The organism is Undibacterium sp. Dicai25W, assembly GCF_049340505.1.
In the GTDB taxonomy this organism is placed as follows: Bacteria; Pseudomonadota; Gammaproteobacteria; order Burkholderiales; family Burkholderiaceae_D; genus Undibacterium; species Undibacterium jejuense.
The window spans coordinates 26991-50481 of record NZ_JBMPOQ010000015.1 but is presented as its reverse complement, the minus strand read 5'-3'; the positions used below and the strand labels follow the sequence as shown (position 1 = coordinate 50481).

The following is a 23491-nucleotide window of genomic DNA, read 5'->3' as shown; positions in this document are numbered from 1 at the left end:
ATATGCAAATACTGAAGATCCTTTTTATATTTTCTTTCATTCTGTTTTCCAGAATTTCTTTATCTTCGGATTTGCCGATTTGTCCGAAGCATCCAATTCGTTATGCAGTATTTGACTCGGGATTTTACTATCATAACGGTAAAGGGATGGATGTCGATATTGCCAATGAATTGAAAACCAGAACATCATGTGAATTTGAGATTATTGTTCTACCCATTGCCCGTATTTGGGTCGAAATTCAAAACGGTAAAGTGGATATGGTAGGAACTGGAGTCCAAACGCCGGAGCGTGTGAAACACGCGTATTTTTACAATTTACGTTACTCAACGCCGTATCTTATTTCGACACGATCAATGCAAAAGAAAATCGAAACAATGGATCAGTTGATGCTTGACCCGGATATCACTTTAGGCATCCAGCGACAATTTGATCATGGCTCTTATTTTAATCACTACTTAGAGCAACTACGCGAAAAAAAAAGACTGGTCGAAGCCGCGGATACGGAGACACTATTGAAAATGTTAGTGGCAAAAAGGTTTAATCTAGCCTTAGTCTATCCTATGTCTTATCACCCGATCGCTAAAGAGTTGCAATTGGACGATAGCTTGCTTGTGTATGATGTCAGTCCACCGCGCACTGGTAAATACGGAGGCCTGGCGCTATCCCGGCTTTCATTTTCCGAAATTGAAGCCGAGAAGTGGGGGGCATTGATATTGAGGATGCACAAGGACGGAACCGTGCGTAAAATTCTGAGTAATTATTTGCCAGAACAGGAAGCGAAAAAAATTGCTATTCCGTAAGCATTAAGGTTAAACAAGTCTTGAAGCTGCATCCAAATTTAATATCAAGGATTTAAATTCGGTATAACTTTGCGGTACATTCCCGTCATGTACTAATACGGTGCGTAGTCGTTTGATCAGTTCTTCTTGTAGCAGGTTTTTCGAATTTTCTGATGTAGGCTTGAATCGTTGATCTTGAATAGATTGTAAATTATTTGTCAGCCATTGCAGATCTAAAGTTGGATGGTTGAGATGTAGTGCAGAATCTTTTTCAATTGCATGCAACTGCTCAAAATCTCTGGACATATGCTTGACCGCATACACTAATAAGTTATAACTGTCGGCAGATTTTATCCACCAGACGTTATTTGAAAACTGTTGGTGCAACATTGTGAGCATGGGTGTTAAAACGCTGGGCTTCCCCCACACGTTAGCGACCAGCACACCACTGTGGTTCAGTTGTCGGTAACAGTTGGCATAGAATTGAGCTGAATTGAGTGACGGAACCAGACCGTGGATGTCATACGCATCCAGAAAAATCACATCGGCATTACATTCTTGTTGCGGCAGCCATTCAACTGCGTCAGCATGAATAATTCTGAGTCGCGCGTCATCGTCAGGAATCATAAATTGCCGACGCATAGCGATAACATCAGCATTAATTTCTACTGCGGTAATACGGCAATCTGGTAAATTTTGATAACAATATTTGACCAGCGAGCCACCGCCGAGTCCAATCAGAATAATGTGTTTGGGGTTTGGATTGAATAGTAAAAAACCCATCATTGCTCTGGAATACGCACATAACAACTGATCCGGTTGATCAATACGCATAACGCTTTGCATACAAGTAGGTGTCAGATACATCATGCGCAGCGGCTCATCGTTCAGAGTAAACGGTTTGCCTGCTGCAGCCTCCGCCAGCGCTTTTAATGTTGCTTGATGCCGCAACTCTTCGGGGCTCGGTTTATTCAAAAACAAGCGCGATAAACTTTGACGAGCTTTAGCCATGGTAGTTTATATTTTCAATGTCAACGTTGAATGCAAAATACCGTTTCGAATATCATCAGTTCAAGGTGTTCAGTTTTAGGCGCGATGTTGATAGGTTATTAGCTACCAGTGTGTGCTTTTTCTAATGCCGCCTGCAACTCCGCAATTTTTTCGAGCAGGGCAGCGTTTTCGGATTGTAAAGCAATAATCTTTTGCTGAAGAACCGGGACTTCCGCATCGCCGCCATTGTGATGTGATGTCACTGCATTGCTATTTTTGACATCTGAGGATTCTTCAGATTCTGCGACTTGCTTTGCGATTTTGATTGGTGCTTTTTGCTCACGAATTTTTTCGCGTACTTGTCTGGCCGCTTGCTGTAATTCTTTACGACCACCTGCCACTGCGGCTTGTTGTTCCTCATCAGGCAATGAAGCGACAGCTGCTGCTGCACTGATAGAAATCGTACCATCTCGCACCGCTTGCACCAATGCAGGTGAAGCTGTACGTTGGATTTTTTCAATTTGCACGACTGCATTGCTGCTAATGCCTGCTTCCCGTGCTATTTCTTGTCGGCTTTGGGTCGGCTTAATTACGGGAACGGCGATATCCGTTTCACCTTCCGCAGACGGAGCATTGGTGTCATGGTGTTTAGTGCGGGCAGTGATGATTTCTTTTTTTCTCAAAGCCAGCATGCCGCGCTGAAAGTCAGATACGCTGCGACGCGCAAGGTGATTGTCTATCATCCACAGTTGAACATCTTCAATATTACTAAAATTGTCGTTTTGCACAACCTTAAACGGTATTTGATGTTTTTGGCAGATAGCGTAGCGGTTATGTCCATCAATCAGCACTTCACCCCAGCAAACCAACGCATCGCGGCAGCCTTCGGTCAATATGCTACGTTCCAGAGCTGCATACTCATGCTCGGTCAGTGGATCAATATAAGCGCGTAATGCCTCGTGAATAGTGATGCTCATCGTTCTACCCTTGCAATATTTCATGGAAGGCGGAATTGTAGCTGAGAAATCTGTCCAAAAATCATGTCCGCTCAGAAGTGCGGCTACTCTAGCTAAGATTACGGTTGGATCGCCAGTCGCGTGTACAATACTGTCCTTAACAAAGTGCAGCCAGTCTTTTTCTCACCAACAGCTATACTAAAAGATGGAATTAATGGCGGTCGTTGAAATTTTGCGCACTTCCTTGCTGCGTCAGTCAGGATGGATAACTCAATTTTCCAACTGAACGCCTTACATCTTCAGAGATCTCGCGGCTATTGCCAAAATTTTCACCCATTATCAGGTGTATCAACGCCTGTTTTTAAGGAATTCCCATTATGATGACCTATGAGCAATATCTGGACGAAGTCACCACACTGATGACCGAAAAATTTGATCTGACTGACGAGGATGCGATCAAACATGTAATGCGTGCCCAAGCCAACGACTTTTTCACTTTGCATGACGATGTGCCAGAAATGCGCACCCAGGAACGTGCCGAACAAGACGCACAGACGATTTATGATCAGCGCAACAAGTCACGTCCACATACACCACCGCAGCGTCCTTCCAAGCCGCGTAAATAATTCACTCCGCTAAAGAGTAAAGAGATTAGATGAAAACACCAAAAAGAATCCAACCACTGGTCGAAGAAGGACTGGTTGATGAGGTTCTGCGTCAATTGATGAGTGGTAAAGAAGCGACCGTCTACGTGGTGCGCTGCGAGAATGAAATTCGCTGCGCCAAAGTGTATAAGGAAGCAAGTCAGCGCAGCTTTAAGCAAGCGGCGTCGTATCAGGAAGGTCGCAAAGTCAAAAATAGCCGACAAGCACGCGCCATGGAAAAAGGCACACGCTACGGTCGCAAGATGCAGGAAGAAGTTTGGCAAAATGCCGAAGTCGATGCCCTGTATAAACTGGCTGCGGCAGGCGTCAAAGTGCCTAAGCCGTATATTTGCTTTGAAGGCGTGTTACTGATGGATTTGGTGACGGATGCCGAAGGCAATGCTGCGCCACGTCTGAATGACGTTGAACTCTCACACACATTGGCATTGCAATACCATGCACAATTATTGCAGCAGGTAGTTTTGATGTTATGTGCTGGCGTGATTCATGGTGATTTGTCTGAATTTAATATTCTGGTCGATGCTGATGGTCCAGTCATTATCGATTTGCCGCAAGCGATTGACGCGGCAAGCAATACCGAAGCCGCAAAAATGTTAGACCGCGATGTCACCAATCTGGCGTCGTATTTTGGTCAGTTTGCACCGGAACTCAACGATACCCAATACGGTAAGGAAATCTGGAAACTATATGTCGCCGGTGAGTTAACGCCGGAAAGTAAATTGACGGGGTATGTCGCTGCAGATACTCGACCGGTCAATGTGGGTGAGGTCATGAAAGAAATCGAGTCAGCGATTTTTGAAGAGCAGGAACGTTTGCGCCGTATGGCGGAGATGTAAAAGTTAAATGTAATTCAGTTCGGGCTGGTGCCAACAGCGCTGCAATTTTACGGTAGTAGACTTGGCGGGTTGTATCCGCCTTAAAATAAAATGTCTCGTCAAAGCCAATGTTCCACAAAAAAACCTCATGTTGTACACATGAGGTTGGTCGATTTATTTCTCTACTTCTCTACGTAAGTACCAGCTTTTAATTCAGGCCAGTTTTGATTGGCATCTTTGATGTAGCCTGGGATATCTTCCTGCCAGCGCTTCAGTACGACTTTACTCAGATTCAGATATAACTTGCCGTCGACAACTTTGTAGGCATTTGGATCCGTCTCAGGTGTGTAGCCTTGCGCCACGCCATAAGCGCAGTAGCCGCCGTATTGTGGTGCGTATTTTTCCGGATCGGCTTTGAATGCGTCCAGATTAGTCTGGTTACTAAAATGCCAGGTGGCACCTTGCCATTCATACGATAAATTAGCTTTGCCTTTGACCGGTTTGTTGAGTTTAAAGTAGGCGACCGGGTCGTAACCACGTATCGCCCCAGCTTGCGTAGAGAAGATAGGCGCAATCGGACCAGCGAATGCCGTGCTGCCAGCGATTGAAAAAACGGCAGCGGCAAATAATTTGATCAAGAGTGAACGGCGAGTAGTTAGCATGGTGAGGCTCCTTTAATCGTATCAAAGCAAATTTAAAAAACTGACATAACAAGTAGTCGACGCTGATACAAAAACCTTACACAGAAAATTCTCTATTTTTAAGAACCTACATTGCTGCTTCCAGCGCAGCGATATCATCCATGAGTTGAATTGGGACGTAACATAATACTTCTATTTGCGGATCAGCGAACACAGTGCGGCGATCGCGTTTCTCAGATAATTTTTTCATGATGACATCACGTTGTTCGAGCAACGCCGAAATATGGTGGCGGTATAACTGTACCAGAGCCAGTAAAAAGGTATTGATCTCTTTTTTGCCCTTACTTGCCTGAATTTTAAAATGCTGTAGTCCTTGCTCGCATTGTGCCTTCGTTAGCCAGGCACCTTTGGTTACCCAGCGATTCACCACAAAAAATCCACTCGGTATGCCTTGAGCATCCATAGACACCGCTATCAAATGGGCTGGCGCTGGTGAGTATCGTGAGTCGGGGCGGCGTAAGCCAATTTTTTCTGCATGCACAAACAAATGGAAATGGCCGTGTTCGACAAAGGGGCGCTGCAATCCGGGATGTGCATGGTAAAAATATTGCGAAGCATTTTTCTCATCGCGCACATCGTTTTCGGGGTAATGATTCCATTCGACAAAAACGTCATCAGCAATCAGTGTTTGAACGACTTGTTGATTTTTTTCGCTAAGTGCCTGCAGACTGCTAACGAGCTTAGTTGCTGCTTTCAAGGAAATCTTGAGTTCAGCGTTTGAAAATTGTGTCCATTCAGGTGTGTTGTTAAGTACCCGGGGGAGTTTCATTATTTTGCCAAAGCGTGAATGGTGTGAAGGGGAATGGTGGAACGAAAAATACACGCAACAACGACAAATATTCGTTGTTGCGTGCATTCTTAGAAAAATTACTTCTTGGCAGCGCAGCAACCTTTTTTCGCAGCACAGCAGCCCGCTTTAGCAGCACAGCAGCCTTTTTTTGCGTGGTGTTTAGGATGCTTCTTCGCGCCACAGCAGCCCTTTTTCGCAGCACAGCAACCTTTTTTAGCGGCGCAGCAGCCAGTTTTAGCTGCACAGCAGGCTTTTTTGCCAGAACAAGCTGATTTTGGTGCACAGGCTGCTACTGCTGCAACAGGTGCAGCGGCAATGGCGGATGCGGCAACTACAGAAGCGCCAACAACTTTTTTCAGAGCACTTGTCAGGGATGTAGATTTCATATGTTCCTCCGGTTTGATTAAACGAGCCTGTAGCTAGGCTAAATAGGTGATGCGATTTTTGATGCTACAGTGACTTGGTCGGGCTGCATATGAATAACTTACAAGCTTATTTGAAATTTATTAAAAATAAATAAAATTTAGCTATTGGTAATTTTTTTTGAATAAATACGCTGTTTAATTGTACTCATTTCAATTAATTGCTGGTGCTTTGTTGTTTTTTTCGAAGGTTTTTATACTAAGTTTTTTAAGAAATTTGCATGATGAATGCTGAAAGTACGTTAAAACGACAGAAAAAGGAGTCGCACTAATAGCTTCCGGATTAAACAAAAAAGGCATGCCGATGGTAATCAGCATGCCTTATATACTTTTACTCGTGAGGATTTAATAAACTATCATGCAGCGTCAGGTTTATTGACGTACGCGCTTCTTTGCGCCGGTTGCAGGACTTGTTTTGGCCTTAAATGCTGGTCTGCCTCCAGCCTGAGGGAATCCAGGTTTATCTGCTTGCAAGTTTTGTGTCAGAGCCGCTGGAAATTTCACGGCAGATTTTTTTTCGACAACGGGCTTGTTAGAAACTTCCGCTGTCGTATCTGGCGCGGATTTGGTTTGCGACGCGCTGGCGTTGGATTTTGGTGTGGTTGAAGTCACTTTGACTTTTTCGCTTTCTTGTTTTTGCTCACTGGCAACCGCGGTACTTTTTGTAGCTACCACTGGTTTCTCAGTTGTTTTGTTAATATTCTTAGTGCTTGTCTTTACGCTAGTTGCGAGCGCTGGCTTGGTTTCTGCGGTAGCCTTGGCGTTTGTTTTATTCGCTGGCTTACTGACTTTTTTGGTTGCCGGTTTAGCTGCAGCTTTGACCACTGGCTTAGCAATCTTTTTTACTTCTGGTTCTGTGAGTAAGTTTAATTGCGTATTTGCGGGTGATTTTGCTGTAGCTTTGATCGTCGCTTTTTTTGTTATTTCTTTAACTTCAGTGATTTCTTTTTTTGGAGCAGGAGTAATGTCGATAATTTCGGCCTTTTCAACACTCGGGATTGTCACGGTCTTAGTTTCCACAACGATGGTAACAGGAGGTGCTGAAAAAGTCTGGGTGTTTCCGACCAGATGTAATAGTTCCTCGCGCAATGTGCTGGAAATCGTTGCTAGTTCTCGACCATAAGTCAACAGGTGTTCAATTTCTGGAATCGCATGTGCATGTGCTAGTAATTCATGAGACGCATTTGCCGAAAAAGCTTGTTCAGTTTTGCTTGAAACTCTCTCAAATGCCTGCCTTGCCGTTGCAAAATTAAGTGCGATCACTTTTTCTAACCCGCTGAATGCTGTGCTGGAGAACGCTTGGATTGTTGCGAGTTGCTTCTCTATTTGATCTTGCGTTGCAGCAGAAATCTGATGGTGAATCAAAGGCATGAATCTCTCCTTAAAGTTGGTGGGGCACTAATATCGGTAGAATGTCAGCAAAATATCCGAAGAATGCATACATAAACATCACGATAATGCATATTGCTATTCTAACTCTGCTTCTTGCCTATCGTCACGTAAATATTTTGCGGTGCAGCATAAAAACTCTGTAAGAATGATTTTGGGTAGAAACTTAAAAAAGCAAATGGATAAATGGGCAAATGCTATTCTTAATTTCTCTTACGGCTATTATTGGGTCTGGCAAGGTAGATAGTCATGTCGATATGGATCAGGCATAAAGCTGAAGAGATGGTTTGGGCTTAGCCCTCAACAAGTATATTTTTGACGGTTGACGAGGTGAATGGTGGTGGATGAAGAAATGAAAGAAGGCGCGAACGAACATCATGGACACGGTGGTTTAGATAGTATTCGTGAGCGCTTACGTGTGTTTGCGGCCGAGCGCCAATGGGAGCAATTTCATACGCCCAAGAATCTGGCTAGTGCGCTGGTGGTTGAAGCTGCTGAATTATTAGAGCCGTTTCAGTGGTTAAACCATGGGACCAAAACAGAGCTCGGCGCAGATATGTATATGGCAGTAAAACATGAAATGGCCGACGTGCTCAGTTATCTGGTGATGTTGGCCGATAAGCTTGAGATTGACCTGGTTTCGGCAACCCACGAGAAAATTACTTTGAATGCGTTGAAATATCCTGTCGACAAGGTAAAAGGAGACGCTCGGAAATATTCGGATTACTAAGACGACATCCATCAAAATAAGTAGGACTTACGTAAAACCGCCCCAGCGGCGTTATAGCTCCTAGCCGTACTCTTGCACTGTCGTCGTCACTATGCCTTGCTGGAACAATTTTGCATAAGTCCAAATAAATGAATGTGTTGATAACTGCAAGCGTGGATAAGAAAACGCCTGATGCAAACGAATGCATCAGGCGTTTTCTTTCAGTTTCGTACTGCTTCAATAATTCAAAAATTATTTTTTAGCAGATGTACGCGGTGCGGCTTTCGATGCTTGTTGTGTCGCTTGAGAAATTTGTGTCACTGTGCTGTTCAGATTTGCTTCCAGTGTTTCAACAGCTTGTTTTGTTGTCTGGCTCAGTTGTTCGTAGCCAGCACTTGCATTGTTCATTGCAGTTTTAAAGAAGGATACGAGCTGCTCAGAGCCTGCTGGTGCATTTTTAGACACTTCTTCAAACAAAGCTTGCACTTTACGATTGTTTTCAGCGATTTGCGTTTCTGCAGCGTTGGTAAATTCGGACTGTGCATTAGATGCAATGCTTGCCAGGTGACGGCTGTATGCCAGCAGCTTTTCAGCTGTTGGTTGTGTATGTGATGATGTCAGAGTGAAAAATTCTTGTGGATCTTTTGCAGCCAACAGTTGCTTGGTTGTTTCTGCTGACTCTTCCAATGTGCTTTTTACCGCATTCAAATTGAGTACTACGAGCTTTTCTACACTTTCAAATGCTTTTCCGCTCAATGTCGAAAACAGCGCAAGTTGTGCATCGATATTGGCTTTAGTTGCTGCTGAGAATTGTTCTGGTACAGAAAACATAGTGATCTCCCGGAAGTGGAAAGTAAGCAAAAATGTCGCTTATGCGAGTGCTTGTAATGAGTCAAATGGTATTGCTACATTGCATTTGTGCGTTGCAACGACTTATATTACATTGATTTATAAGACTTAATCAACTTTGATTTGTGCGTTGCAAGGCGAAGTTGCTGCACAATTTTAATCGTAATAATTATTTACATTGATAAAATAAGTACAACATCTTGATTGTAGTTTGCACTTGTCTTATGACAGGATTGTGAACTGAGTTCCCTATGTTAAACTTTTGAACTGTTAAGATTGATCCTGCAAAATATAAATATCCAGACTGCGTTTTTCTTCGTTAAAAATGCGGTGACTGAATGTTGTTGTTTGGTTACACTTTATTGGCTCTTATGAAAATACAGGCGAAATCCCGCGAGCATTTCAGGCACTTTCTTCCGATTGCAACTAGATGGATGGACAATGACGCTTATGGGCACGTCAATAACGTCGTGTATTACAGCTGGTTTGATACGGTCGTCAATCAATTCTTGATAGCCCATCGGGTATTGGACATAGAGCAAAGTCCGGTGATTGGTCTGGTGATTGAAACTCAATGTAATTATTTCGCCTCTGTTGCGTTTCCCGATACCATCGTTGCCGGTCTTGCTGTCAGCAAGCTAGGTAATTCTAGTGTCCGCTACGAATTGGGAATTTTTAAAGAGAATGAATCGTACGCTTCCGCTCAGGGGCATTTTGTTCATGTGTATGTTGACCGTGAACAGCGCCGTCCCGCACCAATTCCTGACGCCATGCGTCACCTATTAATGTCGATACAAAGTGATAAACATGATTAGTTCCACCATTCAGCAGTGCGTTGATGAAGTTATCCTTAGCCGTCGTTCTATTCGCGCATTTTTACCTGACGCATTATCAGAGGAAGATGTACTTAAAATACTTGAAGTCGCTCAGCGTGCACCCTCGGGCAGTAATACTCAACCTTGGAAGGTGTATGCGCTAATGGGGGATAAGCTCAAACAGTTATCCGCGGCGATCTTGGAGGCGCATAATCATCCATCGGCGGATCAACCGCATACTGAAGAATATAACTACTATCCGGTAACCTGGGTAAGCCCTTATCTTGAGCGTCGCCGTAAAGTCGGGTGGGATCTGTACGCTTTATTGGGCTTAGGACGTGAAAATAAGCAAGGCATGCACGCGCAACATGGCCGCAATTACGCTTTCTTTGATGCACCAGTTGGTTTGATCTTCACGATAGATCGCATTATGGAGCAGGGTTCCTGGCTGGATTACGGCATGTTTCTGCAAAATATTATGATCGCTGCTAAAGCGCGTGGGCTTGATACCTGCCCGCAAGCAGCATTTACCCAATATCACAAGATAATTAGTGAAAAATTACACTTGCCAGCGAATGAAATGTTGGTGTGTGGAATGGCTTTAGGTTACGCGGATAAGAGCAAAATTGAAAATACTTTGGTGACCGAACGCGATGACGTGCAACACTTTGTGACCTTTGTGAAGTAATCTCTTTCTTCAATAAATTGCGCTAAGCCTTTAATTATCTTGCGATTTTTCGGATATTTGCTACACTCCATTTAAATTTTTGGCACATTTTATTCGAGGAGTTGTTGATAGTGAAATTTGCCCGTCAAGCTTTTGTTTTTTCTTTTGCAGTATTGCTGCCCATGTCGGTATTGGCGGTCAATGCTGACAATACATCACGTTCAAAACACGCAGCGCCCAAAAAACATGTGGTACATAAAAAAATAACATATGCCGCTGGTACGCAGCCAGTAAAGCGGTATGTCTTGGTGCATGGTAAACGACGCCTGGTGACTCAAAAAGCCACCCTTGCACCGGTGGCCTTAGATAAACCGAGCTTTGGTGATGCTGAAGGTTTGAATCACTCCAAAGACCCTTTATCGCTTCAATCTAATGTCGCTTATGTCGTTGATCAGGCCAGTTCTAAAGTGCTGTTTGAAAAAAATCCTGATGTTTCTTTACCTATCGCCTCGATCACCAAGCTCATGACCAGCCTGGTCGTCGTTGAAGCGAATCAGGACATGAACGAAGAAATTGAAGTCACGACCGACGATATTGATAAGGAAAAAGGTACTGGTTCACGTTTAAAAATTGGAGCGAAACTCTCGCGCGCCGATATGTTGCATATCGCTCTCATGAGCTCAGAAAATCGCGCAGCCTCCGCGCTGGGGCGTAATTATCCGGGAGGGCGTGAGGCGTTTGTCTCAGCAATGAATGCGAAAGCACGTCAGTTAGGGATGACTGATACCCACTATGTTGATTCAAATGGGTTGTCTAGTCAGAATCGGGCCAGCGCAAAAGACTTAGTGAAATTAGTGAATGCTGCTTACCAATTCCCGATTATTCGTCAATATTCGACCGATTCGAAATATGTTGTGAATCCCGGGGGATCAACCTTGGAATACGGTTCATCAAATAAACTAGTTTCAAACCCTTCATGGGAAATTGGTTTGCAGAAGACGGGTTTCATCAATGAAGCAGGGCGCTGCCTGGTGATGCAAGCGATGATAGAAGGGCGTGCGGTGGTCATGGTATTCCTCGATTCCAAAGGGAAATATTCACGCTTGGCGGACGCTGGTCGTATCAAAAAATGGCTGGAAACAACGAAGCCTCAACTTTGATGCTCTGATTTTCTACCATGTGCAGACGAAAAAAACCGGACGCTGATCCGGTTTTTTTTATGCCTGCTCAGCAAATAGTGCTTGCCACAACGAGACTGTTGCTTCCGCTTCGTTTTCGATTTTGTCATGCGCAATCCGTGCGCGATCCTCACCTTGCAAGCGAATGCTGTGCTGGAGTTTTCTGAACCAACGGTAGGCAATCGAAGTCCTATCAGCTAATTCAGCGTCAATGAGACCCAATTCTCCACTTAATTTAAGCAGGGCGATATTGCCGATATTCGCAGTTAATTGCGGATATTGGTGTGCATATCTTAGTACCAGATTTTGTACGATAAATTCGATATCGATCATGCCGCCGGCATCGTGTTTAAGGTCGAATAAATCGCTACGATTGATATGCGCGTCATGCATTTTCTTACGCATACTGAGAATTTCTTGTGCCAATTTATGTGCGTCACGTTCTTGCCTTAAAACCTGATCGCGGATTTGCTCGAATCGCTGGCCGATTTCTGCATCGCCTGCGCAATAGCGTGCTCGCGTGAGCGCCTGATGCTCCCAAAGCCAAGCTGATTTTTCCTGATATCTGGCAAATGAATTGACGGAAGAAACTAATAATCCGCTCGCACCATCGGGACGTAAAGCTATATCGATGTCAAATAAAATGCCCGCTGGAGTATGACTGGTCATCCAGGTGATGAAGCGTTGCGCCAGTTTTGCATAATTTCCTGGCGCATCCTGATCGTCATCGTCATACAAAAAAATGACATCGAGGTCGGATGCATAGCCGAGTTCTTTGCCCCCCAGTTTGCCGTAAGCAATGACCGCAAAGCGTGGAACCGGACGATGGCGGCTGGCGATGGTTTCCCACGCGGCCTGTATGGTGGCGCTAACGATGAGATCAGCGAGCTGGGATAGCTCATCGGCCAGATGCTCGACACTTAACTGACCTTCCAGATCTTGCGCTAATAGCCGGAACTGCATTGCATGATGGAGTTCTCGCAAGACTTCCATTTGCCTTTCCGTATCGCCAGTGTGTTGGGCTAATTGTTGTTGTAAATCCCGTTGAAATGCGACCCAATCAGGGCGCTGATGCAAAGAGGACTCATCTAACAGTTCATCTAGCAGTATCGGATGGCGGGTCAAAAATATCGCCGCCCATTCACTGGCACCCATCATCCTTACCACGCGAGCCAAAGCATGCGGATACTCGGTTAGCAATGCAAGGTATGCGGATCGTCTTGCGATCGCTTCCATAAAGTCTAGTAGCCGATTCCAGCAGACCAGGTGATTATTGTCTTGCCTGGCTATCAATCCTAGCGCACTGTTGACCAGCGCGATTAATTTGCTGCGACTGGCTTCTGATAGCGTTTGCATTTTGGGAGACTGCCAAGTCGCAATCAGGCGACGTGCAGCACTGGTGGCATCGGTAAAGCCTGCCTTGGTCAGTTGTGCTGCGAGGTTCTCTTCATTCTCATTGTTGGCGAGATTGGCTGCCAATAAATCTTGTTCCGCTTCGTTATCACTGTTTGCTTTGTCTTTAAAGATGGCATCAAACTGTTCTGCCACAAATGCGCGATGCGGCTGGAGTTGTGCAAGTAACTCTGGCACATCGGCGCAACGCATCATTTGTGCAATTCTTTGCTGATCTTCGCTTTGCACTGGAAAGGTATGCGTTTGTGCATCATCCAGATATTGCAGGCGATGCTCAAGATTGCGTAAGAAAGTATATGATTCCAATAATCTTTCAACAATATGTGGGTCGAGTATGCCTTTGCTTGCTAATGTGTTTAAGGTGTTGCGGGTCGAGCGGTCACGCAGGCTGGCATCGCGCCCACCGCGTATCAGTTGAAAAACCTGAGCCAAAAATTCGACTTCACGGATACCACCGCGGCCAAGTTTGACATTATTACTGCGTTCCGGATGCTTGGTTTCCTGACGTACGACTTCCGCACGAATTTGAGCGTGCATGGAGCGTAATGAGTCGATGGAACCGTAATCAAGATAGCGCCGATACACAAACGGGCGAATGATCTTGTCCAGCGTCGCGATATCATCTGCCTTGCCAGTCATGGCGCGGGCTTTGACCCAAGCGTAGCGTTCCCATTCGCGCCCTTGGATCATAAAGTATTCTTCTATCATGCCAAAACTGGCGACGAGTGGCCCGGAATTGCCATTGGGACGCAACGCCATATCCACCCGGAAACTAAAGCCATCTTCGGTAATTTCGGCAATTGCTGCAATTAATTTTTTACCAAGACGGCTAAAGTATTCGTGATTTGACAGGCTGCGCTGATTCTCATTGCTGATGCGCGTTTCACCATCCTCCGCATAACAAAAAATTAAATCGATGTCCGAAGACACATTTAATTCATAGCCACCTAGCTTGCCCATGCCCAAAACGATCATTTTTTGCTCAATGCCACTATCTTCACCAATTGGTACGCCGTAGATCGCGGATAGTTCAGTGTGTAATTCTTGTAGGTGTTGATGGACGACAAAGTCAGCAAATTCACTGATCGTTGTTACTACTTCGTTTAAGTCGGCTTTATCTTCGAGATCGCGCTTAATCAGGGTGCAGATCACCAGATTTCGCAGGCGTCGCATGGCTTTGTTCAGACTTGCGCCACTTAACATTTCTTTTTGTAAAATCTGAGCAAAAATGGCTGGGCTCAAGGATAATCTCGACATCTCATCCAACAACGGCTGACGTTGCTCGTCCGCATCGAGCCAGCGCTGCAAAAAGCGAGAAGCCGTAAGGTGGGCGGCAGCGGGAGATGAAGTCATCGTCATAATCTGAAGTTGTCAAAGATGCAGTTATTGTGCGGGGGAAGGCTTGGATTGATTTTAAGGTATCTCTTGTTACGTGGTAAGGTATTTGTCAGAGAAAACGCAAAGAATAAACCTGTAGGCTTCAGATAGTAAATATACTCTTAGGAGTATATTTTATGATACATAATGTTTGTTTTGATAAGTTTGATATTTTTGAAAATTAATAGGGGAGTATGTTGAGAATCAGGGATTATTCAGTGACTTCTGAGACGCTTGCTGCAGTAAAAAGCCACTGCCCATAATGACAACGGAAATTCCTGCTACTGAAACTGTGATCGAAAACGTAGATAAAAGTGCATTAGAAAATCAAGCACCACGTGGCCTTTGGTACAGTTTAAGCCGTCTTTTTGCGCACACAACGTATGCTTGTAATACCGGCATGCGCTGGTCGCTACGCGCGCTCGTTTTGTTTTACTTCATTTTTTGCAGTCTGGTATTAGTGTTGCGGTATGTGGTTTTACCTCACGTTTCAGACTACAAACCACAAATAGAAAAAGTTATTGGCCGGGCATTAGGGCGCGAGGTTCATATTGCATCTTTGCAAGCCTCTTGGCATGGATTAAATCCACACCTTGATTTGAAAAATGTCGTTATTCTTGATCTTCATGGTCAACCCGCATTGACCTTGCCGGAAGTGAACACGACCTTGTCGTGGTTGTCTCTGGTGACAGCTGATTTACGTTTTGAAACGATAGAACTTAAACAACCTGCTTTAGATATTGTCAGGGATCTCGATGGGAAGCTTTATGTCGGTGGCTTTTTTATTGATACGAAAAATTCTGATAGCGGTAATAATGGCGACAATAAAACCGTGGATTGGATCCTGGCGCAACGTCAGATACTGATTAGCCAAGGCGCAGTGAGTTGGGATGATCGCTTATTAAAATTACCGATACTGCAACTAACTAAACTCAATTTTGCTCTGCAAAATCGCTGGCGCCATCATTTGTTCGCTTTACATGCGACCCCTCCAGCCGCGGTTTCGGCACCGCTTGATATTCGTGGCGATCTGCAACACAAGGCATTTAGTAAAAAACTCACCAATTTATCTTCTTGGAGTGGTGACCTCTATGCCGATCTCACAAAGGCTGATCTGCATCAGTTGAAAACCTATGTTGATTATCCGATAGAAGTGGATAAAGGATTTGGCTCGGTGCGTTCATGGTTGCATTTGGATGCTGGACGTATTGCGGATTTCACTGCCGATCTACGCATATCTGATGTGTTAGCTCGTTTCTCTGATGACCTGCCTGAACTCGATATGACTGAGATCAGTGGCCGTGTGCAACTCAGTGAAAAAGCGGATTTGGGTAAGAAGTATTTACCATCGATCTTTGGTAAAGCAGGACATTCGATTGCTATTCGTCATTTTTCTATGCATGCACGCGATGGCAGCGTGTTGCCGCCGACGACGATTACGGAGAGTTTTACTCCCGGTGTAAAGGGGCAGCCAGAAAGTACAGAGTTATATGCGCAATATCTCGATTTGCAGATATTGGCCAATTTTGCCTCCCATCTTCCGTTGCCACCTGATCAGCGACAAATGCTAAGTGATTTTTCACCATCAGGTGTGCTGAAAGAATTTACAGCAGTTTGGCAGGGCAATTATCCGAATATTTCTGCCTACAAAGTTAAAGGAAAATTCACCAATCTGTCGATGTTGGCACAGCCAGCTCAGCTTGCCAGCGTAAAAACTGCCACCACCCCAGCGAAAGCAGCGGTGCCTGCGATTCCTGGTTTTGATCATTTGTCAGGCACTTTAGACGCGAATGATAAAGGTGGACAATTTACCTTGGATTCGAGTGATTTATCTTTAAATCTGAGTAGTTACTTTGTTGATCCTGTGATGCCATTTAATCGTTTGCAAATGCGTGCCAACTGGCGCTTTGATGCAGGTGATAAGCTGGTTTTTCAAGTCGATCAAATGGAAGCCCAGCAAGACAGTATGCATCTGAGTCTGACGGGTAAGCATGTATTACCAATGCGTAAAACTTCCACAGCGCAGCCCGGTGATGCAGATATTACGGCACATATCACTGGTTTTGATTTGAAAAATTTGGATCGTTACGTTCCTGCAGCAACGCCTGTCGATCTTCGCAATTGGCTGATCAGAGGAATACTTGATGGTGTCGCCGACGATGTTCACCTGCGCGTCAAAGGGGATCTTGCCTATTTCCCTTTTTCAGCGAACGACATAAAAGAGCGTTCTAAAGGTGAGTTTTTGGTCAAAGGTAATCTGCTTGGTGCAAAGCTGGATTTTACCGGTGGCGCGCTGACGGAAGTGGGAAATGCGCCGCTGTGGCCGTTGATTGATGATATCCATGGTGATTTTGTTTTTGACCGGAGTCGCATGGAAATTAATGGCAATACCGGAAAAACTTTGGGTGCTGACTTACGCGGTGTAAAGGCCATCATACCGGATTTGATCACACATAATCCCATATTAAACATTGATGGCGTTGTCAGCAGTAATTTGCCAACAATGCTGACCTATGTTGCCTCCAGTCCTGTCGATGCATGGTTAGGACATTTCTTAAAAGATACCAAAGCCGCTGGCGCTGCAGGCCTACGTTTGAAACTGCAAATTCCTTTGCAACATGTGGTTGATACTAAAGTCACCGGGACATTACAGTTCTCTAACAATGAGGTCCAACTTCAGCCAGAAATTCCCGTGATCAGCGGCATCAATGGTAAGTTAGAGTTTAACGAACACGGCGTGAATCTCGACATGCTAAAAGGTAGTGCTTTAGGCGGTCCGCTGGTCGTCAGTGGTGGCTCGCAAAAAGACAATAGCATCCGTATTCGCGTTGATGGCACAGCAACGAGTGATGGACTGGTACAGTATTTGCCGGCCAATTTGCGACCACATTTGCGCGATAAATTAAATGGTGCGACAAGGTATTCGACGGTCGTAGACGTAAAACAGCAACAACCTGCAATTACGATTGAATCGGCGCTGCAAGGAATGGGTTTAAATTTTCCTGCACCTTTACGTAAAGCGCCAAACGAGTTAATGCCATTACGGGTTGACGTGATGCCATTGGCAAATGGCGGCGACGCTATGTCAAAAATTTTGCAAAATGAGATACGCATTCAACTGGGTAATCTATTACACGCGAAATATCGTCGTCAAAAAAATATTGAAAATGATACTAACTGGAAAATTCTGGGAGGCGGCATTGGCATTAATGCTACAACCCCCGAGCCTGAAAGAGGTTTGTCTGCAAACGTAGAAACGACCGATTTAAATGTCGACGAATGGCGTAATTTACTGAGTTCCAATGCTGGAACCAACGCCAACGATAAAGCTAAAACTAAAACTGATTCTGTTGATGCTGCCTTTGATCTGGCTCCATATATCGCGGCCGACACCTTGGCATTGAGAACGGGGCAACTTCAAATTTTCGATAAGCAACTCAATAACGTGATTTTGGGGCTATCGCATCAACATGGTATCTGGCAGGCGAATATTGATGCGAAACAGATTTCTGGTCATTTGACCTGGAATGAGCCCAGCTCCGGTAAAACTATGGGCAGTATCTCGGCGCGCCTAAGTCAGTTAATCATTCCTCAGTCTGCGGCGTCAGACGTAGGTGATTTGCTTGCCGGCAAAACGACCGGGACACAGATCCCGGGATTAGATATCATTGCCGAAAATTTTGAGCTGTTTAATAAAAAAATGGGACATCTGGAGCTGCAAGCCAGTAACCAGATCAATGCGGGCGTCAGCGAGTGGCAATTGAGTAAAGTCGTATTGAAAAATCCTGACGCCGAACTAAAAGCCAGTGGCAAGTGGATAAGTCACGACGGCACAGGTAATACGCAACTGGATTACGTACTGGATATAGCTAATACCGGACAGTTATTGGACCGATTAGGTTTTGCGAATGTTATGCGCGGTGGTCGTGGCCGGTTAGACGGAAATCTGAAATGGAATGGGCTGCCATATGACATCGATATTCCAAGTATGAGCGGTAAAGTTCAGCTCGATCTAGCTGCAGGCCAGTTTTTAAAAGTCGATCCGGGTGCTGCTAAATTGCTAGGCGTGTTGAGCATGCAGGCTTTACCGCGACGCTTAACTTTGGATTTTAGAGATGTATTTTCTGAAGGCTTTGCTTTTGACGCAATTACAGGATCGGCACAGATCGAACAAGGAAGTGCAAAAACCGATAATTTGAAGATGCGTGGCGTTAGTGCTACGGTATTAATGAGTGGCACTGCAGACATTGTTAATGAGACACAGCAAATGCAAGTCGCAGTCATACCAGTGGTGAATGCCGGCGCAGCCTCAGTGGTATATGGTTTGGCTGTGAACCCAGTGATCGGTCTTGGTACTTTCCTGGCACAGTTATTTTTGAAAGAACCGCTCGCTCGCGCATTTACTTTTGAATATACGATCAGCGGGTCGTGGTTGGCTCCACAGGTCACTAAAATTGATCATCAACAAGCAATTGATGCTGCTAATAAATTGCACCAAGCCCCAAGTAAGAAAGGTGAGTAATGAAAATCGCTGCGATACAAATGATTTCTACGCCAAATATTGCTGACAACATGGCCACTGCAAAGCGCCTCATGATCTCGGCGGTTGATGCTGGTGCTCGTCTATTATTGTTGCCTGAGTACTGGCCTTTGATGGGAATGCATGAAACTGATAAGCTCCGCGTTGCTGAGGCTCCTGGCCATGGGCAATTGCAGGATTTTCTTGCTGACATGGCGAAAACGCTTGGCGTGTGGGTGATTGGTGGAACGATTCCTTTGCAGTCACCAGAAGAAAGCAAAGTCTTAAACAGCACATTGGTATTTAACCCGCAGGGCATGCTCGAAGCCCGCTACGACAAGTTACATTTATTCGGTTTTCGCAAAGGTGACGAATCGTATGAAGAAGCGCGTACGATCAGTGCTGGTGATAAAGTCGTCAGCGTTGAAACTGAAGTGGGACGGGTTGGTTTGTCGATTTGCTATGATTTGCGATTCCCTGAATTGTATCGTGCGATGGGCAATTGCTCGTTAATCGTTGTCCCAGCAGCTTTTACCTACACAACGGGCCAAGCTCATTGGGAAATTTTGTTAAGATCGCGCGCTATTGAGAACCAATGTTATGTACTGGCGTCGGCACAAGGCGGAAAACACGCAAACGGTCGTCGTACCTGGGGACATAGTATGCTGATTGACCCATGGGGTAAGATTGTTTCCGAATTCTCCGAAGGGGAGGGTATTGTTATCGGTGAGCTCGATAAGGCACTGATTCATAGCGTCAGAGAGAGTTTGCCGGCATTACAGCACAGACGCCTGAAGGCTGCGAGTATGTTTTAAAACAAATTCATAAATCGTTTTGGCAAATGGGTGTAAATTTAATTTATTGTCTATAAATCGTCGATAAATTGCCTTTCGCCCGATAGTACTTTTTGTTATGACTGAATTTCACTTCAATTCAATCATTTCGTTTTAAATTTTATACAATGCAAACATCGCATTTTTTAGTATTGGTTAGTATCCATGACTCCATATGATTCTAGTTTGAGCCACCTCGCGATTGCACGCGATGTTTTATTGACGCCATTTGGTCTTGATGAGCGTAATTTGTCCAAAGTCCTGGGGTCCATGTTTACGCATCGTGTCGATTATGCGGATTTGTACTTCCAATTTACCCGCAGTGAAGGCTGGAGCCTTGAAGAAGGTATCGTCAAGACAGGCAATTTCTCCATAGACCAAGGGGTTGGCGTTCGCGCAATTTCTGGTGATAAAACTGCCTTTGCCTATTCTGACGAGATTTCTGAAAAGGCTTTATTTGATGCTGCCAAAGCGACTCGTACGATCGCAACGCAAGGCAATGGCAAAATTAAAGTGGCTTCAAGTTTGCAAGGGGCGATGGGGCGTGACCTGTATTTGCGTGAAGATCCGCTGCATTCTTTGGACGCGAACCAAAAAGTGCTGCTGTTGGAACGCATAGAGAAAATTGCCCGTGCTAAAGATCCGCGAATTGTGCAAGTGATGGCAGGCTTGGCGGGTGAGTATGATGTGGTGCTGGTGGCGCGTAGCGATGGATTACTTGCCGCTGATATTCGTCCTTTGGTGCGAATTTCTATCACTGTCATTGCTGAACAAAACGGCCGGCGCGAGACGGGATCGAGCGGTGGTGGTGGTCGTTATGATTATTCGTATTTCTCCGACGTCTTGCTAGAACAATATGCAGATGAGGCTGTGAAGTCGGCGTTGGTTAATCTCGAATCACGTCCGGCGCCTGCCGGACCAATGACGGTGGTGCTCGGTTCTGGTTGGCCAGGCGTGTTATTGCATGAAGCGATTGGACATGGTCTGGAAGGTGATTTTAATCGTAAAGGTTCTAGTACTTTCTCTGGTCGCATTGGTCAACGTGTGGCTGCGAAAGGAGTTACCGTGGTTGACGACGGTACCATGCAACACCGTCGTGGCTCCTTAAATATCGACGATGAAGGCAACCCGACACAATGCAGCACCTTGATTGAAGACGGCATTCTCAAGGGGTATATGCAAGACACTATGAATGCCCGTCTGATGAAAATGGATATTACTGGCAATGCCCGCCGTGAGTCTTTTGCGCATCTTCCTATGCCGCGTATGACGAATACGTATATGTTGGCCGGCGATAAAGATCCTGAAGAAATCCTGGCTTCAGTCAAGAGCGGACTTTACGCGGTTAATTTTGGTGGTGGTCAGGTTGATATTACCAATGGCAAATTTGTATTTTCAGCCAGCGAAGCATACATGATAGAAAACGGCAAAGTTACCTATCCGGTGAAGGGCGCAACCTTGATCGGCAATGGACCAGAAGTATTAAATCATGTCTCTATGATAGGCAACGATTTACGTCTCGATTCCGGCATCGGAGTTTGCGGTAAAGAAGGGCAAAGTTTACCAGTCGGTGTTGGTCAACCAAGTTTAAGAATCGAAGGCTTAACTGTTGGTGGTACTGCTTAAGCAAACCTTGTGAACTGTATCGGTTGTCTTTCTATATGACGAGATGATCGAAGTACGGGAAATTTTTTGCAAGAAGCAGACTTTGGCTTTTATTTACTTCCTTTTTTTGTTGGATAATTTCCATGTACGTTATCGCCGTTGTTTCTGCTAAAGGTGGCGTAGGTAAAACTACGATCTCCGCAAATCTTGGTGCCGGTATTGCACAGAGAGGGCGTCCGGCTTTAATTATCGACCTTGATCCGCAAAATGCGATGCAATGGCACTTGGGTGGACTGGATCAAAATGAATGTAAAGGAATTAGCGCTTTAAACGCCAGTCGTACCCGTCTTGCAGGAGTGACGCACTCCAGTCCTTATGGCGTCAGCTTCACTCCTTATGGCAACGGCGGCGAAAGCAGGCGTCTCCGTTTTGAAGCACAATTAGAAAACCAAGACGATTGGCTGCTCAAAAAATTGCAAAGTGCTAACCTTCATCCGGATACGATTGTTTTGTTGGACACCCCCCCGGGGCCCTCGGTTTATCTGAAGCAAGCGGTTCATGCGGCTGATTTTTTACTCGTAGTGATGTTGGCTGACGCCGCTTCGTATTCAACTTTGCCTGAGATGGAAGAATTAATTGCAACCTATGGCGGGCATTCCGGTGCGCGTATAGGCTCTGCTTATATCATTAACCAAGGCGCCAAACGCCAGCTCGCTCAGGATGTGCTCGCACTTTTTGCCGAACGACTCGGTAACCGTATGGTTCCTTTTGTCGTTCCTGAAAGTGCAGAAGTAGAAGAGGCACTTGCCTTTGAACGTCCGATTTTAGAATACAAACCCACCAATCCTGCCGCCGAAAATCTACAGGCAATCATCGATTGGTTACTCGCTGGTATTGCGCAACGCAGCTGAGCTACTTAGTACTACAACGGTTTCAAAGAAAAATGCTGTTAAGCAATTGTTAATTATCGTGATGTATTTGATATTTTTCATGTTTTTGGTTCATTTTTGTCTTTGTTAGGACGTTAACTAGTACTAGCTACTTTAAACTTTTAACAAGTTTTCTTAAGTTGCTTGTTAGGCATGTATTTTTTATTACATGTTGTTTAATTTATTCTGGATAACTGTTTCAAAAAAACATATGTAATGCTCTTGATGAAAATATCTAACAGTTAGTTACTGGTTTGACATTATCGGGTCACGAATTCGTGGTTAAATGGATACATATTCGCCATTTTTGGCGGCTAATCAGTGAATTTAGCCGAAAATTTTTGGCGTAAACCGATGTGTGAAAGTTGTTGCTGAATAACTCAATGCTTAGAAATTCCAGCACTGTATAAAAGTAATGGCGGGCGACCGTCTTGGATCTCTTACAAATTGTTACTTTTTATACTTTATTGACATTTGAGCATGGTAGAAGCATAGATTTTTGCGGACGCAGGATGATAAAGTAATTGCATATCAATAGTTCATTGATTTGAAATCTAATTTTAGCCATAAAACAGTACAGGGAAGTTTGCACCTATGTCGACTAAGAGCGCGGAATATTACGAAAATCAACAATGCTCGATCCAATGGAAGGCATTTTTGAAAGCTTTTTCCGTTGAGTTTGCATCGAAAGGGGACACCAGAGATCTTCGTACCTTTATGCACCATTTGGGGCGCACGATGGCTCTGGAATTTTCAATTGGCGACGGAAGCAGCTTACTTTCCTTAGAGGCGGGTATGAATAAAATTTGGTCGGAATTGAATTGGGGTTGGGTTGAAATCATTGAAGAGGTTGATAGCCTGATTATCGCCCATCATGCATCGCCGTTAAAAGTGGCATTTGGCAATGAGGCTTTGTCATGGTCTCCTGCCTTGCTGGAGGGCATTTATGCACAATGGTTTGATGGATTGGGAATGGATAAATCTTTACGTCTATCCCAGCGCGATAATGTTTTAGAAGAAGGGCAGTTGTTTGTGTACCAGTTGAAAAAGCAAGTGGAAGAACCGTCTTATTTCACGCGTCGTTAGGTCG

At 44.8% G+C, this 23491-nt stretch carries 20 protein-coding genes; 12 read left to right on the top strand and 8 right to left on the bottom strand.

Translation table 11 applies throughout. The features are described from left to right. Window positions 1-146 precede the first annotated feature (146 nt). A complete protein-coding gene (locus ACO0KY_RS15175; protein WP_423047411.1) occupies window positions 147-800 on the top strand; it encodes a substrate-binding periplasmic protein in 654 nt (217 codons plus the stop codon). Window positions 801-809: 9 nt separating this feature from the next. On the opposite strand, the gene ACO0KY_RS15170 is transcribed toward ACO0KY_RS15175, so the two are convergent. Further along, a complete protein-coding gene (locus ACO0KY_RS15170) occupies window positions 810-1790 on the bottom strand; it encodes a fused MFS/spermidine synthase (RefSeq protein ID WP_423047409.1) in 981 nt (326 codons plus the stop codon). Window positions 1791-1888: 98 nt separating this feature from the next. Further along, the gene (locus ACO0KY_RS15165) at window positions 1889-2746 is read right to left on the bottom strand and encodes a hypothetical protein (RefSeq protein ID WP_423047407.1); all 858 of its coding nucleotides are present in this window, start codon (window positions 2744-2746) and stop codon (window positions 1889-1891) included. Window positions 2747-3102: 356 nt separating this feature from the next. Between ACO0KY_RS15165 and ACO0KY_RS15160 the strand changes: the two genes are divergently transcribed. Together ACO0KY_RS15160 and ACO0KY_RS15155 are read left to right on the top strand one after the other, a co-directional pair. After that, the gene (locus tag ACO0KY_RS15160; protein WP_246447366.1) at window positions 3103-3351 is read left to right on the top strand and encodes a hypothetical protein; all 249 of its coding nucleotides are present in this window, start codon (window positions 3103-3105) and stop codon (window positions 3349-3351) included. 29 nt (window positions 3352-3380) lie between these two features. After that, a complete protein-coding gene (locus ACO0KY_RS15155; RefSeq protein ID WP_422989615.1) occupies window positions 3381-4226 on the top strand; it encodes a PA4780 family RIO1-like protein kinase in 846 nt (281 codons plus the stop codon). Window positions 4227-4387: 161 nt separating this feature from the next. Here ACO0KY_RS15155 and ACO0KY_RS15150 read toward each other — a convergent pair whose 3' ends face one another. From ACO0KY_RS15150 to ACO0KY_RS15135, 4 genes are all read right to left on the bottom strand, one after another. Next, window positions 4388-4867, bottom strand: coding sequence for a YHS domain-containing (seleno)protein (locus tag ACO0KY_RS15150; RefSeq protein WP_423047404.1), 480 nt, complete (start codon window positions 4865-4867; stop codon window positions 4388-4390). Window positions 4868-4973: 106 nt separating this feature from the next. Next, complete coding sequence (locus ACO0KY_RS15145) at window positions 4974-5675, bottom strand: DUF6969 family protein (protein WP_423047402.1); 702 nt, start codon at window positions 5673-5675, stop codon at window positions 4974-4976. A gap of 98 nt (window positions 5676-5773) precedes the next feature. Then, on the bottom strand, window positions 5774-6082 hold the full coding sequence (locus tag ACO0KY_RS15140; protein WP_423047401.1) for a hypothetical protein: 309 nt from the start codon (window positions 6080-6082) through the stop codon (window positions 5774-5776). 408 nt (window positions 6083-6490) lie between these two features. Beyond that, window positions 6491-7489: a phasin family protein gene (locus ACO0KY_RS15135; protein ID WP_423047399.1), complete on the bottom strand. Its 999-nt coding sequence runs from the start codon at window positions 7487-7489 to the stop codon at window positions 6491-6493. A 370-nt stretch (window positions 7490-7859) separates the two neighbouring features. On the opposite strand from ACO0KY_RS15135, the gene ACO0KY_RS15130 reads away from it, so the two are divergent. Then, complete coding sequence (locus ACO0KY_RS15130) at window positions 7860-8237, top strand: nucleotide pyrophosphohydrolase (protein ID WP_423047397.1); 378 nt, start codon at window positions 7860-7862, stop codon at window positions 8235-8237. A gap of 231 nt (window positions 8238-8468) precedes the next feature. On the opposite strand, the gene ACO0KY_RS15125 is transcribed toward ACO0KY_RS15130, so the two are convergent. Beyond that, window positions 8469-9047, bottom strand: a complete 579-nt coding sequence (locus ACO0KY_RS15125; RefSeq protein WP_423047395.1) for a phasin family protein — start codon at window positions 9045-9047, stop codon at window positions 8469-8471. Window positions 9048-9436: 389 nt separating this feature from the next. On the opposite strand from ACO0KY_RS15125, the gene ACO0KY_RS15120 reads away from it, so the two are divergent. The 3 genes from ACO0KY_RS15120 to pbpG all read left to right on the top strand — a co-directional run bounded on the left by ACO0KY_RS15120 (window position 9437) and on the right by pbpG (window position 11707). Then, window positions 9437-9880 carry an acyl-CoA thioesterase gene (locus ACO0KY_RS15120; RefSeq protein ID WP_423047490.1) on the top strand — a complete coding sequence of 148 codons (444 nt, stop codon included), beginning with the start codon at window positions 9437-9439 and terminating at the stop codon, window positions 9878-9880. After that, entirely contained in the window at window positions 9873-10568 is a 696-nt protein-coding gene (locus tag ACO0KY_RS15115) for a nitroreductase (RefSeq protein ID WP_423047393.1), read from the top strand. Before ACO0KY_RS15120 ends, ACO0KY_RS15115 begins: the two co-directional genes overlap by 8 nt. 107 nt (window positions 10569-10675) lie before the next feature. Next, a complete protein-coding gene (gene pbpG, locus ACO0KY_RS15110) occupies window positions 10676-11707 on the top strand; it encodes a D-alanyl-D-alanine endopeptidase (RefSeq protein WP_423047488.1) in 1032 nt (343 codons plus the stop codon). A gap of 57 nt (window positions 11708-11764) precedes the next feature. Here pbpG and glnE read toward each other — a convergent pair whose 3' ends face one another. Continuing rightward, window positions 11765-14491 (bottom strand): bifunctional [glutamate--ammonia ligase]-adenylyl-L-tyrosine phosphorylase/[glutamate--ammonia-ligase] adenylyltransferase, encoded by a 2727-nt coding sequence (gene glnE, locus ACO0KY_RS15105; protein WP_423047391.1) that lies wholly within the window; start codon window positions 14489-14491, stop codon window positions 11765-11767. 286 nt (window positions 14492-14777) lie between these two features. Here glnE and ACO0KY_RS15100 point away from each other — a divergent pair, with 286 nt between their 5' ends. The 5 genes from ACO0KY_RS15100 (at window position 14778) to bcsD (ending at window position 23487) form a co-directional block, all read left to right on the top strand. Next, window positions 14778-19037, top strand: a complete 4260-nt coding sequence (locus ACO0KY_RS15100) for a YhdP family protein (RefSeq protein ID WP_423047389.1) — start codon at window positions 14778-14780, stop codon at window positions 19035-19037. Then, the gene (locus tag ACO0KY_RS15095) at window positions 19037-19849 is read left to right on the top strand and encodes a carbon-nitrogen hydrolase family protein (RefSeq protein WP_423047387.1); all 813 of its coding nucleotides are present in this window, start codon (window positions 19037-19039) and stop codon (window positions 19847-19849) included. The genes ACO0KY_RS15100 and ACO0KY_RS15095 overlap by 1 nt, the downstream gene beginning before the upstream one ends. A gap of 183 nt (window positions 19850-20032) precedes the next feature. Beyond that, entirely contained in the window at window positions 20033-21493 is a 1461-nt protein-coding gene (tldD, locus tag ACO0KY_RS15090; RefSeq protein WP_423047385.1) for a metalloprotease TldD, read from the top strand. 122 nt (window positions 21494-21615) lie between these two features. Beyond that, window positions 21616-22383 (top strand): cellulose biosynthesis protein BcsQ, encoded by a 768-nt coding sequence (bcsQ, locus tag ACO0KY_RS15085; RefSeq protein WP_423047383.1) that lies wholly within the window; start codon window positions 21616-21618, stop codon window positions 22381-22383. A 612-nt stretch (window positions 22384-22995) separates the two neighbouring features. Then, entirely contained in the window at window positions 22996-23487 is a 492-nt protein-coding gene (bcsD, locus tag ACO0KY_RS15080) for a cellulose biosynthesis protein BcsD (protein WP_423047381.1), read from the top strand. The last annotated feature ends 4 nt before the right edge of the window (window positions 23488-23491 follow it).